Origin of the sequence: Pseudomonas sp. GD04091, from assembly GCF_029836165.1 — a bacterium.
In the GTDB taxonomy this organism is placed as follows: domain Bacteria; phylum Pseudomonadota; class Gammaproteobacteria; order Pseudomonadales; family Pseudomonadaceae; genus Aquipseudomonas.
Window position 1 is genome coordinate 464,398 of sequence record NZ_JAOEBG010000001.1, and the last position, 16,076, is coordinate 480,473.

Here is a 16,076-nt window from a genome sequence, read left to right on the forward strand (position 1 = left end):
CCCCTCGAACGGGCCTGCGAGTGCTGGGACAGTGGCACCGGGAGCGCCAGGCGCCACCGTTGATCTGTTCGCCATCCGCGTCTCCCTTTCAATCCGTCAGCCACCAGACCATGTCGCTGAACGACATGGTCATGATCTCGCTGGCGGAGAAATTCAACTCCCTGGCCAGCCGCCTGGCGGCGGCCTTCTGCCGGGCTGGGTCAAAGCTCGTCGTCCTGCACCAGGCGAAAGTAGCCGGCTTGCAGGCGGCTGTAGTCCTTCAGGGCCAGCCCTTCAAGGTCCTTGACACCGACTTGGGCGAGGGAAGCGAACAGGTTCAGCTCGCGCTGCTCGTCATCGCTGGCGGCGCCGGCCTGGGCGTTGCGGATATCACGCACCGTGGGGGCGCGCAGCGACAGGCTGTCGACCTGTACGCCATTGGCTTCGCTGGGACGCGACAGGCGCACGGTCACGCGTTCGGCATCGACCGTCAGCCATTGCGGCATCATTTTCGCTTGAGCCATCGAGCATTCTCCTTAAAGGCCAAGGGCGGCGCGTTGCGCAGCCAGCTGGTCGACCCCATCGATCACCCGCTTCATGCCCAGGGCGTCGATCTCGTAGACCAGTCGGCCATCGACCTCGAGCTTGTAGTAGGTGACGGCGACGCTGTGCTTGATCTCGGCCTTGTCACCGGACTTCCAGTCGCCCATGTCGATCTCCTTCAGCGAGCCACGCAGGGTGACGATCACCGGCTTGATCTGGCCCTTGAGGCCTTTGAACGCGCCGCGGAAGGTACCGTTGAAGGCGGTGCCGTCGGCCAGGCCGAAGAACTTCAGCGCCTCGCGGCGCACGCCGCTGGTGGTGAAGGCGGCTTCCTGTTTCTCCATGCCCTGGTCCATCTCGACCGGCATGTCCATGCCGCCGGGACGGTGCTCCTCCATCTTCAGGGTGAGCTTGGGCAGGGTCAGGCTGGGCACGTCGCCCTGGAAGCTGACGCCATCGACGAACAGGTTCAGGTTGGCCAGTGTTTCGGGAATCATTGCCATGCAGGTGCGCTCCTTAAGCGGCGGAATCGAGGACTTCGGTCAGCCACTGGTTGGTGACTTCGACGCGGAAATTGGGGTTCTCGGCAGGCGGCACATCGGTGAAGCGGATGTTCCAGTACACCTTGCCCTGCTCGAGTTGGCTGGCGGTGTTCAGCTCCGGGTCGGCATAGACCTCGAAGTTGATGATCGCGCCCTGGTTCTTCAGGTCGCGCATGAAGGCCTGCAGGCCCTCGGTGACGTCCTTGACGTAGGTGGCGGTGATGGAGCGGTCCACGGCCCACTTGTGGCCATAGAGGATCGCGTCCATGACGATGTCCAGGGTCCGCACGCGGGTGACGAAGGCCCATTTCGGGTCGCTCGACAAGGTGCGGTTGCCCCACAAGCGGAAGCCGTCGTCGCGGATGATGGTGGCGATGTTGGCGTTGTTCAGCAGGTTGGCGCGGCAGCTGTCGTCGCCATCGAGGAACTCCACCGCCCGGGTGGTACCGGTGATGCCGACGAACTCCTTGTTCGAAGGCGACGCCCAGAAGCCGTACTCGCGGTCGGTCCAGGCGAACAGGCCAGCGACCCAGGCCGAGCCCGGCGCATCGACGGTGGCCTCTTCGCCGTTGTCCCAGTAACGCACGCCCGGGTCGACCAGGAACGCGCGCTTGGCGCCGAAGTGCTTGGCATAGGCGATGGCCGCTTCATCGGTGGTGTTGGGGCCGTCGATGATGGCGATGGCGCGCAGCTTGTCGGCCAGGGCCACCAGCGCGGTGCCGACCGCCTGGGTGGCGCTGTGCTTGGGGGTGACCAGCAGGCGTGGCTGGGCGTTGAAACGGCTCTTGCCGTCGAGCAGCGCCTGCAGGCCGGTGCGCTTGCCGTCGGCCAGCACGTTGCCGATGATCGCCGAGGTCTGCTCGGCGGCGTCCTCGAGCTTGGCCACGCCGCAGGCGACGATGACCGCCTTGGCGCGGCTGTAGATGGCACGGCAGGCCTTGGTGATCGCCGCGTCCTGGCCAAACGCCGCGACCGCTTCGCGCTCGCTGGTGATCAGCACCAGGTCGTTGGCCTTGGCGGTGACACCCGGGCCTTCGGTGAAGGTATCGACCAAGCCGATGATCGAGGACGACGGCAGCGCGATGCTGCGGGCGCCGGTGTCGACATTGGTCACGGTGACGCCGTGGAAAAATCCGCTCATGTAAATCTCCAGATACGAAAAGGCCCCGCAGAGCGAGGCCATTGATACAGCGGTTAAGAAAACGCCCCGTCAGTGCGAGGCGTCATGGAATGATGCTGGCCATCAAGGCTGGCGTCGGCGGCCGGTGCTCAGCCGACGGGAAGTCGCTACCCTGGGGCCAGTTCCGCAAAGCCCGACGATATGCCTGCAGTTCTATGTACTGATCGGTAGTCAGCGTGGTCACCACGCCTTCCTCCAACTCGTCACGGTGTCGCGATACAACACCATCCGTGGCGGCTAGCCGCTCATCACGCCACTGTCGTTCAATAGTGCCCAGCACTCCAAGATCTGGAGGGGGCGGATCAGTCAGAATAGGAAAGCCGTTCTTATCCGAAATAATCCGACGACCACCACTTTGTCCCGCCAGCAATGTCTGATGTATTTCGTCGCTCACTTTACGAGCGTCGGATGGAATGAAACTGTTGACGTGATCGTCATAGAAAAATCCAGTCGCCGGGCTGAATAACGTTGTCATACACGACCTCTCACTTTCCAAAAGAACGACGACGACCCTACAAATAAGTTACGCACCGTAATACTGCCCGGCGTACTGTTTCTGGCTTGAAGAACGGGGGCGACTCCGACGTTTTCCCCGCCGCTGAAGTTCGCAAATGTAAGTTCTATACAGGTTGGTACCGCCAGCATTGCTACGGGAAGCGTGATCACCGTATCCGAACCCGAGGGCGCTCCGACGTATACCCCCCACTGCTCAATTGCTCCGCTTGGAAGCTTCTGATACCCAACGGTACCATTGAGCGAGGCCCCAAAGCCGGAGCTTGAACCAAGCAAGGCGCTCCCACCAACCAACATCCAACCGCCGAGAGTGGCGATTACCTCAAGCGAATCAGTGATACCGATGGACACTGTGCCTATCAAGCCCGAACCCACTACCTGAATGGCACCCGTTCCAAAGTTCATAAACCTGATCTTGGAGCCAACAGCAAAGGATGAAATAGACGGTAGAGTAATCGTGTAGCCTCCGCCCGTGAGGCTGAGCACTTTTCCTGAATCAGTCGGGACCACTGTATAGGCGCCGCTGACGCCCTTCTGACCACTGTAATTTCCAATCTCCCGCTGCACAAACTCAGTCGTCGCCAGACACTGGGTGTTATCGAATTGCGGGCGAGTGGTAAAGCTGCCCTCTTTCATAACTTGCGAATAGCGCAACATGATGCTGCCGCCGACCAGACGCCACTGCCCAGCTAACTTGATGAACTCCGCCGAATCACCCAGCCCCAGTACAATCGGGCCGGCAAAACCGGTCGAGGTGTAGACGATATCGCCGCCCGCCGCCGCTGCGACCGTTACTGCACCAGTGCCGGCGCTGACGACCGCGATCGTGGCACCCTGGGCAACGCCCATCGTAGACGGCAGCGTTACTGTGATGGGCGCAATGCTTGAGGCACTGATCAGACCACCGATGTTGACGGCCGTCAGTGCTGTGCTGGTTGCTACCGACCCAAAGCTCGAATATTCGAGCCCCATACGCTTCGCGAAATCAGTAGTGACCAAACGTTTACCGCTGTCGAACTGGTCCGGAGTGGGAGCGGTCGGAGTGCCCGCGAAGGCCGGAGACAGCAGACGGGCAAAGCCGTCGGTAATGTCACGGAACATCAGCGCGGTTGAGCCCAAGATGATCGGGCCGTCAGTGATCAATTGCCAGATAGTGTCAGCCAGGGTCGCCCCCTGCTCCACGGCTACAACTATGCCCGGAGTAACCTTCGCACTGCTGTCTGCATCCGACGTACGCGACCAGGCGCCGATAGCAGCCGCATACAGCCCGTTATCCTTGGGCACCGCCTGGCTCTTCACAAGTACCCGATCACCTGATACCAGTTGTATACCGTCGATAGCCTGTAAACCTGCCAGAGCGATGTTGACCGAGGTTGCCACCCGGACAGACTGCTTGCTATCCAGCTTGTTGATTTCCTCGCTGATGCGGCTATCGACATAATCCCGAGTAGCAAGGACCACCGACGGATCGATCTTCAGCTGCACGTTGCTGGCGCTGCTGACGATCAGGTTCATGCGCACTACCTGGGTACGCCCCGAACCCTGGCTGAGCAATGGCTTGTAGGTCGGGGCGCAGTTGGCCACGGCGACCATGTCGCCATCGGCATCGTACAGCGCGATCTCGCGGATCCACTTGCCACCGACATCCGCCGGGATGACCTGCTCGGCGACGATGATCGCGCTGTTCTTGTCATCCACCTTCAGTTGGTTCAACGGCGCCCGGCGCCATTCGTTGATCAGGCTGGTCTGGGTGGCGTTGGGCATGGGATCGACGCCGTTGGCATCGCCCACCCCCATCTGGGTGATTTTCCACGGGATGCCCAAGGCATCCGCGTTGGCCTGTTTCGCCGCGCCCACGTTGGTGAGGATGGCGTAGAACTGGGAATTCTGGTCAACCATGTGCAATGTCCAAGGTATCGATTGTATGTTCCCGGCCGCCGCGACCGATTGCGCCGTTGACGACCACGTCAGCAGGCGCCGGTGGATAGACGTCGAGCTCGTCGCCGTCCTGCAGCGCACAGCCGAAATGAAGAGCGCCACGGCTTTCGAGGCTGATGGCAAGCCCCGTCATGTGGCGGCTGACCGGCCGGGCGTCGTCGATCAGCGACGACAGTTCGTTGTAGGTTTGCTCGCTGATGCCGGTATCGGTCACCCCCACTTTCAGGGCGAACGTCCCCGGCACCCCGGCGGGCTCGGTCTGCCACCACTCCTGCACCTCGATCAGGTAGCCGAACGGCTCGACCACCCGCCTGAGGGCGCCGAGGGTGCCCTTGTGGGCATGGACGAAGAACGCCGAGCGGATCACCGAGCGCTTGATCGCCTCGCCCCAGCTGTCGTCCCAGCGGTCCACCGACCAGGCCCAGGCCAGCTGGTAGAGCAGGTGCGTCGGGCAAGTGTCGGGGTTGTAGAGGGTGCGCAGGGTAGCCTTGAGGTCTTCGTCGGCGGCCACCTCGATGGCCCGCTCCAGCGGCGTGCGGTTGAGCGGCAGGAGGCTGTGCATGTCAGCCCCCCCGCCGCAGGTCGATGCCAGTGCACCAGGCCGCCTGCGCCTTGCTGGGACGGATGTCGCTCCAGCCGATCAACTCGACGCGGCTCACGCCGTCGATGTGCAACTGCGCGTCGATCCCCGAACGGGCGACCTCGACGCCCAGCCGTCGGCGCGGATTGATCCAGGCCTGAAGACGACGCCGGCACTCGGACAGGATCGCTTCGAACTCCGGGCCGTTGTCAGCCATGTGCAGTACCGCCTCGACCTGGTAGGGCAGCACTTGGGCGCTGCGCACGTTGACCCGGTCGGCGACCGGGCGGATGTCGTCGTCGTCGAGGTAGGCGCTGACCTGCGCCAGCAGTTCGGGACTGGCCACGCCATCGCCGTCCAGGCTCAGCACGGTGACGTCCACCACGGCCGGCGACGGGCTTTCGGCGGTCGCGTCGGCGACCCGTCCCGAAGCGTTGCGGGCATGGAGGATGTAGCTGTTGCGCGGGCCGGCGGTGGTCAGGCCTTCGTAGACCAGCTGCACTCGCTCGCGCAGCGCGTCGTCGGATTCGAGCACGGCCTCGGTCGGCGGCGTCGTGCCAGGGTCCGCGGCCTGGATCACCAGGCGTTGCAGGCTGACATTGGCCGCCAGCTGGTCGAGGTCGCTGCCCCGGGCATAGGCCAGCAGCAGCGCCTTGGCCGCGTCGTTGATCCGTGCCCGGTTGAGCAGCTTGCGGTAGGCACCGACCTCGATCAGCTTGGTGACCGGGTCGCTTTCGAGGTTGGCGCTCCAGTTGTCGCCAAGCTGGGCGCGGAAGCTGGCCAGGTCCTCCTGGTACAGCACCTCGAAATCGAGGTCTTCGAGCAGTTGCGGGGCAGGCAGTTTCGACAGGTCGACCTGGCTCATACGGTCACCTCCACCAGCGCGTCGTCGTCCAGGTAGCGGCCACTCAAGGCCAGGCTGACCTGGCCGTCGAGCACCGCCACGACCTTGACCCGTTCCAGTTTCAGCCGCGGCTCCCAGCGCCCGAGGGCGCGAGCCACCTCGGCCTGCACCGCGCTTTTCCAACCTTCGTTGACCGGCAGGTCGACGTAGCGGCGCAGTTGGCTGCCGTATTCCGGGCGCATGCGCCGGCTGCCCAGGGGGGTGGTGAGGATGTCCTCGATGGATTGACGCAGGTGGGCGACGCCCGACAAGGGCTGGCCGTTGCGGCGGTCCATGCCGATCATGGGGCACCTCCTGTTCCGGGCACATCCCTTGAATGGATAGGCATGACGTTCTCCTGATATGAAAAAGCCCGCAGGCGCGGGCTTGGGGCTCGATTCGACGCGTTCAGGACGGCAGTGCCGGCCAGTCGATCCCGGCGGGGTAGCCTGGCTGCTCGGGCACACGGTTCAGCGCCACGCGGTAGCGCTTCCACGCCTTCAGTCGAGCGGCCTCTGCCTCGCGGGCATCATCAAGGTCGACGGCATCCTGCAAGGGGGCGATGGCGGTATCGGCAAGACTGCGCAGGCGCAGAAGCTCGGCCTGGGCTGCCCTGAGAGGGTCGAGCGTCAATGTCCGCCGGTAGTAGTCCTCGACTTCGGCCTCGGTCATCGACACCCGTGACTCGCCGATGTAGTCATCCTGCGAGCCATCGGCCTTGAACGCATGGATCATGGCCAGGCCATCCCAGGGTTCGTCTCGGTAATACTTCATCTGTGGATCAAACATTTCGACCTCCTGTCATCGCATTTCCACCCAACTGTTGAGCGGACCGGGGTTGTTACCACCGAACAGTCCATACGACGCGCCCGCTGGCACGATGATGGCGCCACTGTCGATGTATTGCCCCGCCGCGCCACTGTAGGACCCGGTGAGCGTGACGCCATTGACGACCCATTGCAGGTACGAGTTGACCTGGGAGGCCGGGCCGACCAGGGCCTTGACCTGGATCGGTCGCCCGCTGTCGTTCAGATACGAGGTATTGAGGGCCCGGGCGGTCGCTTGCCAGCCCTGCCCCACGGTCCCCATCGGCGTGGTATTGACCCATGCCGTCCAGGCCCCACCAATCACCCGGCGCATGGCCGTCAGCTCATTGGTGACGGACCAGGCGATCTGCACGCACTCGCTGTTGGCATGTCGCCACAGAGTCCGTACGACACCGTAGGCGATGAAAGCGGGTCGGTTGACCGTGGTATCGACAAATTGACAATCACGGTTGTATTCAAAGTTCAGATTGCTCGAAACACTCAACCGAGTGGTCGGAGCACACTTCTCGTACCATCCCGTCCACGTGCCATTGATCAGCATGCGCTGGTAGATGCCGCTGTCGTTGTACGCGGTGAACGACTGCATGGCGTAACCGCCGGTCACCGAGCAGACGCGCAGATAACCATTGGTATTGAACGGCAAGACATTCAGGCTCTTGCCCTCGACGTAATAGTCGCCGGTGGAGCGCAGCGCATTGATGTCACCCTCCTGCACGCCTGGGGTGAAACCGCCGATGCCAAAGTCCCCGACCTTCAAGACCCGGCCAGTGGTGGAGTCGGCCGTGGATGTAGTCAGTGCGGCGAAGGCCGCAGTGCCAAGATCGGACGCCCCCGGATGTTCCCGCCAGTCGCTCCAGGTCTGGATGTTGGCATTGAACCCCCGGCTCGCCGACTTCCCCGTCATGGGGTCGAGCGCGGTCTGGACAATGAACCCGACGGCGGCCTGTGCGACACAGACCAACGGATAGCTGATCCCTGGCGGACGGTGACTCGCTGTGCCGCTCAGTGCGCTGTACCAACCGGGGCTGGTGGCCTGGTTGAGGTCGGCAATGTCTCGGGTGGGCGAAATGGGCGCTGTCAGCCCAATGTCGTCCATCATCTTGAAGTTGTTGTTGATCCGCATGAACGCGGTACGCGCAACGTCACCGTCCGCGCCAGTGGGAGGGGTTCCCAGTTTGACCAGATCGAGTGGCATATGACCTCCTAATATCCTGTAACGTCCAGAACCAAGCCGTTGTTGCAGGCCCCGACCGCGCCCTGATTGCTGGCCCTGCAAAGGCGGTGATGAGTGTGTTGCCGATCAGATAGCTGCCACGCTGCCACCGGCAGCGGGTATCAATGCTTGTGATTGGCGGTGTTGCCGGCGGTATCGATGATCCGCCCGCCGCCGTTGATGTCACCACTGACCAGCAGCGGGCCCTTGACCGTGACATTGCCGGTCAAGGTGATGGCGGCGGCATCGAGGGTGATGGCACCGTCGTTGATCGCCAGGGTGCTGGCGCCGACCTTGATGGTGGCGTTGCCCGTGGGCAGCTGGATGTCGTAGCGTCCGGCCTGCCAGTCGTAGCTCAGCGAGCCGCCATCATCGAAGCGCCAGACTTCGACGTGGTCGCGGTTGTCCGGCGCGCTGCCCGCGTTGCCATACAGGCCAGGCACGAAGGTGCCTTGAGCCGGCTCGCCGCTGGGACTGACCAGCACGCCCTGCTCGCCCAGGCTCGGCGCCCGCCAGTGCCGCGCCTTGCCGGCGGCCAGGCCGTGCCAGCGCACCCAGGCGCTGGTCCAGTCGCCGTCACCGACCCGCACCCGCGCCGCAACCAGGTCCACGGCGACCACCGAGCAGGGAATCACCAGGCAGGCCAGCATGCGGTCGTGCATCGCCGTGGCGTAGCTCATGCCAGGTCCTCCGGCGCCAGGTACTTGTGCTGATTGCCGGCGCCGGTGTCCGGATCGACGCCCAGCAGCAGGCTGCCGGGCGGCTGATCGGGCCAGGCCCACTGCGGCTCGCCGAACAAGATCGGCTGCTCCCAGCGCACCTTCCAGCCGGAACCTTCGTATTGCGCCTGCACGTTGCGGCTGGCTTCGACGAAATCCAATCCCCACAGCTGCTGGCGCAGCAAGTCCATCAGTTGCGCCGCCAGCTCGCTGCCCTGCAGGCGCGCCTCGGGCTGCGTGGTATCCAGGGTGATGTCGGCCTCGAAGGTAGCGATCAGCACCGAGCGACCATCGCGGGGCGCGCCGTCGGCAGTCATGCGCAGGATGCCGTGGCGCAGGGCCGGCAACGCGAGTGTGGTTTCGGCGCTGTCATGACTGTCGACCGAGGCCAGGGTCGGCAGCGCTTCGCGCACCCTGGCGGTCAGCGTCGCGCTGAGTGTGGAGAGTTCGCTCATCGGCGATTCCTCATGCAAGAGAGCAGCGATCATTGCGGGGCGGACGGCCACTCGATGGTTTCAGGGAAACCGTCCTGATCGGGCAGACGGTTGAGCGCCACGCGGTAGCGCTTCCAGGCCCTGAGGTTGTCCTGCTCCAGGTCGCTGGCCTCTTCGAGGTCGACGGCGTCCTGCAGCGGGGCAATGATCTGGTCGGCCTGGGCGCGCCGTCTGGCGATCTCGCGCAGGGCGGCGGCAAGCGGGTCGGGACGGGGCTCGGGCAGCGGCTCGGGCGGCAGCGGCTCGACGGCCACGTGCAAGGTCAGGCTGTGCTGCAGGTCGGTGGCGACACCGTCGCGGCTGACGCTGATCTCAAGCGTTGGTGCGACATGCCGGATGCGCACTTCGACTCCGGCGTCCAGCGGGTTGATGACATAGCCCCAGCCCTCCGGTGGCGGCGCCATGCCGAGGGTGCCCTGCACCCGGTACTCGCCGACGCCGGCCTTGTGGCTGCTGATCGTGTTGCGCCCCAGCGAGGTCACATCGATGACCTCGCCCGTCGGGCCATTGAGGTTGATTGCGGCTCGGGTCATGGTCAGATCGCCTTGAGGGTGCCGTCGGCGGCACGGGTGGTGTTGCCGGTGTGGTAGATGACGTTGAAGGTCGCCGTGGCGAAGCTGCCCGAGCGCAGCACCAGGCGCGCCTCCGGCGACTGTCCGAAGAACAGTTGCGCGCCACGGAACTCGCTCTCGCTGTACGGCACCGTCAGCACACACCCGTAGCCGATGCCCGTGGCCCCGACGTACTGGGTGTTGGGTGTGATCAGCGAAAAGCCACCTTCCATGCGGTTGATCGAATCACTGTAGGGGGATGACTTGCCGCCGAGGCCGAACGCCCCCACTTCGAGCAGGCTGCCTGCTGTCTGCCCGACGTTGCGGGTCGCCGCGCTGCCCAGCCCCAAGGCGGTACGGGCCTCGACCGCGCTTTTGCCGCCGGTCCCGCCCTGGGCCAGGGTGAGCGGCGTGACCAGCCCGGTCAGCGCCTTGATGTCAGCATTGGTGCCGGCAGCCGCCTTGGTGGTCTGCAAGGTGGCGTCGGCTTGATAGAGTTCGTCGAAATTGGCGACGGCCTTGACCCAGGCGGAACGCTGGGTGTCGCCGCCGGCACCACCAGGGGCGGTGCCGAGATTGATGGTCTGCTTGGCCATGTGTATTTCCATGCTGGGCCGTTCGCCAGCTTCGGGCTGGCGAACGGATTGGAGGGAGGTTGCCGCTGATGAGCGAACGCTATCGTCAGTAGCCGGAAACGCTCGCGATGATCAGCGGCGCCATTGGGCCGGGCTCGGGATCAGGCATGCTCGCATTGGGTTCCAGGAACATCTCGTCGGACCAGCTCTGATCCTCGATAACCGCCAGGCGGCGCCCCAGGCTGACCCTGCCGTGATCGACACGAATCATGTCGCGCTGGACAAATGTCGTGGTGTGAAATGGCGGAACCAGGTAGTAACGCCGGTAGTACGCCAGCCCGGCGGCATAGGTGTTGCCAGGCACCACCGGGAAATCCATCCCTGCCTTGCTCACCGGCCCGGCATAGGCAATGCGCAACGTCTTGTGGCTCGAGTCATACAGCAACTCACCGGTCGCCGAGTAACTCTGCAACCCCCACTTGCTAGGCATGATCGGTGCCTTGGCGAACACATAGATCGTGATGACGGTGGGATTGAAGCAGGCGAACCGAACCACATCTTTGTGTCCCAGCCCGTACTCCACCGAGACGTACTGGCCCTGGGTATCCCCTAGCAGCAGCACGCCGTGGGCGGGCAAGGTGACATCGGCGCCGGCCATCAGCGTACGGTTGAACGGATCGAACCCTTCGACCAGCGCGACCGTGCGCTTGTGCACCAGGCTGAGCACCGGGTTGTTACCCGTCAGTTGTATGTGATTGCCGTCGGCAAAGACTTCCAGCCCCATCAGAACACCCCATAGATGATTTCCACCGAAACGCTGTAGCCGAATTGCGCATAGGCGCCTGTGAAGCGAAACGCCGGGAAGCTCCAGCTGAGCGTTTGCCCCTGGAGCTTGACCACCGGATAGATCAGCTCGTAGGGCAGCTGAAAGCTCGGTGGCCGCGACGGCAACACGTCAGGGTGAAAAAAGTAGAACGGCTCGCCACGCGCCAGCTCCGGCACGATCAGGCTCCCCGCGCGGGTCCCGGTCACCACCGAGCCGAGCAGGGTGCCCAGCCGGTTGCTGGTGTCCAGGTTCGGGCTCGCGTCTTCATTCCAGGTTTGCAACCCCAGCTTCATCCATCACCCCCAGATCCCCATGCGCACGCGCAGGGTGTTGTTGGCGTCGAAGATCTGAATCAGCTGGTTGGTGATCACCAGGCGCCCCTGGCCATCCACCGAGCCGTTGATCTCGAACGCGCCGCTCTTGTCCAGGCGCCAGCCGGTTCGGCCGGGCACGTAGTTGTTCGACTGGATGACGTTGCCGATCTTGGCGCTGCTGATGGCGCCGTCCTGGATCAACGCGGAGTTCATGAACACCTGGCCGTTGTTCACCGAGAACGGCGTGAACAGCTGACCACCGGCCTGGGTGCCGACCACCGAGAAATTGTCGGCGCGCACCAGGAAGCGGCTCTGCTTGTCCTCGATGCCAAGAGACACGCCCGCCGCCACGTACTGGCCGTCGTTGGTCACCTCCATTTTCACCGACCACATCGTCGACAGTTTCTTGTCGATCCCGACCTGCGCCTGGCTGATCTGCTGCACCGAGGCGTTGGTCTGGCCCTGCTGCACCTGCACGGTATCGAGCTTGCGCGCCATGGCCAGGCCTTCCTCGATGCGCGCCGACTGCTCGGACCACACGCCGACGAACGTCTGGCTGGCACCCGCCAGGTCGGTACCGCTACCCGCCAGCGGCGGGTTGACCTGGGCATAGATGCCATCCAGGCGGGTGCCCTGGGCGGTGACCTTGCCGTCCAGCTGGGTCGCCTGGGTCTGCAGGGTGCTGATGGCCTTGGCCTGGCCGGCCGCCTGGCCCGCCACATCGCCGACGCGACTGGTCAGGTCGGTGATGGACGAACCCTGGGCGACCAGGGTCTGGCCCTGCTGGCTGACCGTTGCGCCCAGCTCGCTGATGGCACTGGCGTTGGCATTGTCGGCCTGGGTGACACGCCGGGCGACGATGTTGCACCACAGCGAACGGCCCGTGCCGTTGGCCGGCTCGGTACGGGTGAGGATGCGTCCCTTGACCGCGCCGACCGGGGCCTTGACCCGCCCGGCGAGCTTGCGAAAGCCCTGGGCGCTGGCCGCCGGGAAGCTGAAGGCGACCGGATAGCCGAGGTTCTTGTTGTCCTTGTCGTAGAACTGCATCTGCAACTGCGCGGTCTGGCCGGCCGCCATCTCATCGGCACTGACCTCGGCGGCCAAATCGAACTGCTCGTCCGAGGCGCAGAGGATGTTGTTGCCGGTGCCACAGAAACTGTTGCCGTAGAAGGCGATGGCCTTGCCATAGCGGGTGCCCGCCAGGTTCGTCGGGACCACGACCACGGGCGCCGGATAGAGCTTGGCGTCGAAGGTCCAGGGTTGAGCGTCGCCATCCTCGAAGTCGCCCTTGATCACCAGGTTGTCCGGCTGCTGACCCAGCGCGGCCTTGAGACCGGTGATCGCGGTGGCCTGGCTGTCGAGCTTGCCCTGGGCCTCGCTGACCTTGTTGCTCAACGTGGTCACAGCCGCGGCGTCGGCCTTGCCCGACAGGGCGCTCTGCAACCCGGTAAGCTGGGTGTTCTGTACCGTGTTGACGCCCTCGGCAGCGGTAATCTGGCTTTCCGCCTTGCTCATCCGCGCCGCCAGGCCGTTGCTGTCCTTGACCACCTGGCCGATATCCAGCCAATAGGCGGTGCTGGGCGGCGGTGTCTTGAGCGGTACCGCCTTGAGCGCCTGGTACAGACCCTGGGCCTGGCGCACGATATCGCCGGTGGCATAGGCCTTGGCCGGATCGTAGCTCAGCGCGTTGGCGGCGCGGGCCACATCGTCCAGGCGCGACTGCACGTCGCTGTTCAGGCTTTGCAGGCGCTGGTTCACCGAGCCATTGCCCGTCCCGTCGATCAGCTCGATGCGGTCGAACAGGTGCTTGCCCAGGGCCGACTCGCTGATCTTGCCGGAGAAGTAGCGGTCATAATCGCTCTGCTCGGCACTGGACTGGCCGCGCACGCCGACGGCATCCGGGTACCACTTGCCAACGTTGCCGCTGCGATCCACCAGGCGCGCCCAGAAGAACAGCTGCACGCCAGCGGCCAGGCCCTGCAGTTCATGCTCGGCCTGCGGGTAGGCGAAGTCGCCGAGCTTTTTCGCCTCGGCGCGATTGGCGCCGGTGCCATACCAGATTTCCGTGCGCTGGGTATCGCCGGCACCCTCCGGGAAACGCCAGTTCAGGCCGATGGCGAACACCTTGCTGGTGGCCAGCAGCTGCGCCACCGCCGGTGGCGTGCCGACCTTGCCCTGAAGCGTGGTCAGCGCGGACAGCTTCCAGATCGAGGTGATCTCGCCCACGCTGATCGAGCGTACCCGCGCCAGGTAGTCACCGGCATAGATGCCAACCACATCGACGCTGGTGGCGCCGCTGCGCGGCAGGCTGATCCAGTTGCCATCGTCCTTGCGCCACTCCACTTCGTAGGCCACCGCGCCGGCCACGGCAGGCCAGGAAATGGTCAGGGTGCTGACCGCCAGGCCCTGGCTGACCGCGTGGTTGCTACTGAGGCTGACACTGGCCGGTGGCGGCACCAGGTTGATCGGCGTGACGCTGATCGGTCGCTCCTCAAGCCGCGCGCCACTGTCGATGTGGGCGAACTTGCTCGGCTCGTACTGCACCGCGCTGATCTCGTAGACCCCCGGCTCCGGACGCGAGACGCTGGTCACCCGGTACAGCGGCACGCTCAGGTCCGGTGCATCCAGCGCCCAGACCAGCTCTGCCTGGGGGGCGACGCTGTAGGCGGTGGTCAGCGTCAGGCGACGCCCGTCGACCGCCTCCACCGTGCGTGCCTCGCAGGTGCCGTCGGGCAGGTTGAGGATCAGCCGGTCACCCGGCTTGGCCTGGGTATCGCGGTCGAGGGTGACCTGGCGGCCACTGGCGGCGGCGATCCGACCACCGATGGCGCGCCCGGCCAACAACTCGTCGGCCACCGGAATGACGAAGCCCGGCAACGGGATGCGCCCGTCCATGCCGACCCGGAAGCTGATGCCACGGTCGCGGGAGTTGGTCGCCAACGCCCACTTGCCACGGCGCTGCGCCTCGGATTCGCGGGTGCAGCCGATGGCGCTGATCTCCAGCGGGTTATCGCCGTAGCGACGCTGCAGCTTCTCGTCGGTGACCACCGTGACATCGGTGTCGTAGCTGTTCAGCGGATTGTCGTAGCTGATCAGCGCCCGGCTGTAGCGGCTGCGTTCCGAGCCGCTGGAATAGTTGAACTTGCCACCGATGACATTGGCGCGGGTGTAGGCAAAATCGAAGTCGGTGGCCCGGGGCATGTCGGCCAGGCTGTACAGCTGGCCCTGGGCCCAGTAGGTCATGCCGCGGTAGATGCCGGCGATGTCGCGCAGCAGCGACCAGGCCTCGGCCTTGCTCTGCAGGTTGAGGTTGCAGATGAAGCGTGGCTCCTGGCCGCCCTTGCCGTCCGGCACCAGCTGGTCGCAGTACTGGGCGATGCGGTACAGCTCCCACTTGTCGACCATCCATGGCTTGATCCGGCGCCCCAGGCCGAAGCGGTCGTTGGTGCAGATGCCATAGGTGACCCAGGCCGGGTTGTCGGTCCAGGCCTCCTTGAAGGTGCCATCCCACACACCGATGTAGGCGCGCGAGTCCGGGTCGTAGTTGCTCGGCACCGGCCACTTGCGGCCGCGGCATTCCACGGTCACCGCCGGGATGTTGCGAAACTGCTCGGCGGAGAACTCGATGTACAAGAGCGCGGTGTTGGGATAGCGCAGCTTGGCGTCGATCACCTCGGTCAGGCCGGCGAGCTGCATGGTGTCGGCGACCTTGTTGTTGTTCTGGTTCGGCGTCAGCCTGCGCACGCGCAGGGTCCAACCCGTCGAGGCCTTGGGCAGGTCGATGCGCCGGGTACGCTCGTAGGTGCTGGTGGTCTTGCCGTGCACCGCGTCCTTGAGCACTTCCTGGTAGGCACCACCGTCGGTGGCTACCTCGACGACATATTCGATGCGATGACCGTTGATGTTACCGGCACCGTCCATGGCCTGCAGCGCCGGCCAGGCGAAGCGCAGGCGCACTGCCGACAGGCGGGTGTCATTGATGGCATGGACCCAGGGCTTGTCATTGCGCAGCTCGATGCCCTGGCTGATCTCGTTGTCCACCGACGGGATGCCGGGAATGTGGGGTTGTTCCACCGAACCGGTGCGCCACTCCCATTTGACGCCAGGGAAGTTGTAGTTGCCCTGCTCGTCCATCAATGGCGTGCCGTCGAGGTAGATGTCGCGGGCGGTCGGCGTGCCGGCGAACTCGCCCTCGCCGATGGCCAGGAGCATCTTGGCGACCGCGACGGAGCGCAGGCTGTCCGGTGCCTCGACCGGCGTCTTGGGCTTCTTCTGACCACCTTTGCGACCGGTGATCACGGGTCTGTTGGTTTCGCCCATGTATTCCTCCAGGCGTAAAAAAACCGCCTCCGAGGCGGTTGGCTGAATAGGTTGGATCGCCTGCGAACCGGAGATCGCG

The 16,076-nt window shown here is 64.6% G+C and carries 17 protein-coding genes; all 17 read right to left on the bottom strand.

Translation table 11 applies throughout. The annotated features are described in order from the left end of the window. Positions 1 to 200: 200 nt before the first annotated feature. Entirely contained in the window at positions 201 to 503 is a 303-nt protein-coding gene (locus N7422_RS02170; RefSeq protein ID WP_279804920.1) for a phage tail assembly protein, read from the bottom strand. 12 nt (positions 504 to 515) lie between these two features. After that, complete coding sequence (locus N7422_RS02175) at positions 516 to 1,025, bottom strand: phage major tail tube protein (RefSeq protein WP_279804921.1); 510 nt, start codon at positions 1,023 to 1,025, stop codon at positions 516 to 518. A 13-nt stretch (positions 1,026 to 1,038) separates the two neighbouring features. Further along, a complete protein-coding gene (locus N7422_RS02180; protein WP_279804922.1) occupies positions 1,039 to 2,205 on the bottom strand; it encodes a phage tail sheath family protein in 1,167 nt (388 codons plus the stop codon). Between the two features lie 82 nt (positions 2,206 to 2,287). Continuing rightward, the gene (locus tag N7422_RS02185) at positions 2,288 to 2,719 is read right to left on the bottom strand and encodes a phage tail assembly chaperone (RefSeq protein WP_279804923.1); all 432 of its coding nucleotides are present in this window, start codon (positions 2,717 to 2,719) and stop codon (positions 2,288 to 2,290) included. Further along, positions 2,716 to 4,656 (bottom strand): phage tail protein, encoded by a 1,941-nt coding sequence (locus tag N7422_RS02190; RefSeq protein ID WP_279804924.1) that lies wholly within the window; start codon positions 4,654 to 4,656, stop codon positions 2,716 to 2,718. The genes N7422_RS02185 and N7422_RS02190 overlap by 4 nt, the downstream gene beginning before the upstream one ends. After that, the gene (locus N7422_RS02195) at positions 4,649 to 5,257 is read right to left on the bottom strand and encodes a phage tail protein I (RefSeq protein ID WP_279804925.1); all 609 of its coding nucleotides are present in this window, start codon (positions 5,255 to 5,257) and stop codon (positions 4,649 to 4,651) included. Before N7422_RS02195 ends, N7422_RS02190 begins: the two co-directional genes overlap by 8 nt. A 1-nt stretch (position 5,258) precedes the next feature. After that, on the bottom strand, positions 5,259 to 6,140 hold the full coding sequence (locus N7422_RS02200; RefSeq protein WP_279804926.1) for a baseplate J/gp47 family protein: 882 nt from the start codon (positions 6,138 to 6,140) through the stop codon (positions 5,259 to 5,261). Further along, positions 6,137 to 6,463 carry a GPW/gp25 family protein gene (locus N7422_RS02205; RefSeq protein WP_279804927.1) on the bottom strand — a complete coding sequence of 109 codons (327 nt, stop codon included), beginning with the start codon at positions 6,461 to 6,463 and terminating at the stop codon, positions 6,137 to 6,139. The genes N7422_RS02200 and N7422_RS02205 overlap by 4 nt, the downstream gene beginning before the upstream one ends. Before the next feature lie 103 nt (positions 6,464 to 6,566). Further along, entirely contained in the window at positions 6,567 to 6,947 is a 381-nt protein-coding gene (locus N7422_RS02210) for a tail fiber assembly protein (RefSeq protein WP_279804928.1), read from the bottom strand. Positions 6,948 to 6,959: 12 nt separating this feature from the next. Beyond that, positions 6,960 to 8,180: a pyocin knob domain-containing protein gene (locus N7422_RS02215; protein ID WP_279804929.1), complete on the bottom strand. Its 1,221-nt coding sequence runs from the start codon at positions 8,178 to 8,180 to the stop codon at positions 6,960 to 6,962. Positions 8,181 to 8,320: 140 nt separating this feature from the next. Beyond that, the gene (locus N7422_RS02220; RefSeq protein WP_279804930.1) at positions 8,321 to 8,878 is read right to left on the bottom strand and encodes a phage baseplate assembly protein V; all 558 of its coding nucleotides are present in this window, start codon (positions 8,876 to 8,878) and stop codon (positions 8,321 to 8,323) included. Beyond that, positions 8,875 to 9,372 (bottom strand): hypothetical protein, encoded by a 498-nt coding sequence (locus N7422_RS02225; protein ID WP_279804931.1) that lies wholly within the window; start codon positions 9,370 to 9,372, stop codon positions 8,875 to 8,877. The genes N7422_RS02220 and N7422_RS02225 overlap by 4 nt, the downstream gene beginning before the upstream one ends. A gap of 29 nt (positions 9,373 to 9,401) precedes the next feature. Then, positions 9,402 to 9,944, bottom strand: a complete 543-nt coding sequence (locus tag N7422_RS02230; RefSeq protein WP_279804932.1) for a tail fiber assembly protein — start codon at positions 9,942 to 9,944, stop codon at positions 9,402 to 9,404. A gap of 2 nt (positions 9,945 to 9,946) precedes the next feature. After that, positions 9,947 to 10,558 carry a hypothetical protein gene (locus tag N7422_RS02235; protein ID WP_279804933.1) on the bottom strand — a complete coding sequence of 204 codons (612 nt, stop codon included), beginning with the start codon at positions 10,556 to 10,558 and terminating at the stop codon, positions 9,947 to 9,949. Between the two features lie 85 nt (positions 10,559 to 10,643). After that, positions 10,644 to 11,321 carry a hypothetical protein gene (locus N7422_RS02240; RefSeq protein ID WP_279804934.1) on the bottom strand — a complete coding sequence of 226 codons (678 nt, stop codon included), beginning with the start codon at positions 11,319 to 11,321 and terminating at the stop codon, positions 10,644 to 10,646. Beyond that, entirely contained in the window at positions 11,321 to 11,644 is a 324-nt protein-coding gene (locus N7422_RS02245) for a hypothetical protein (protein ID WP_279804935.1), read from the bottom strand. Before N7422_RS02245 ends, N7422_RS02240 begins: the two co-directional genes overlap by 1 nt. A 15-nt stretch (positions 11,645 to 11,659) precedes the next feature. Beyond that, positions 11,660 to 15,997, bottom strand: a complete 4,338-nt coding sequence (locus tag N7422_RS02250; protein ID WP_279804936.1) for a phage tail protein — start codon at positions 15,995 to 15,997, stop codon at positions 11,660 to 11,662. Positions 15,998 to 16,076: the final 79 nt, after the last annotated feature.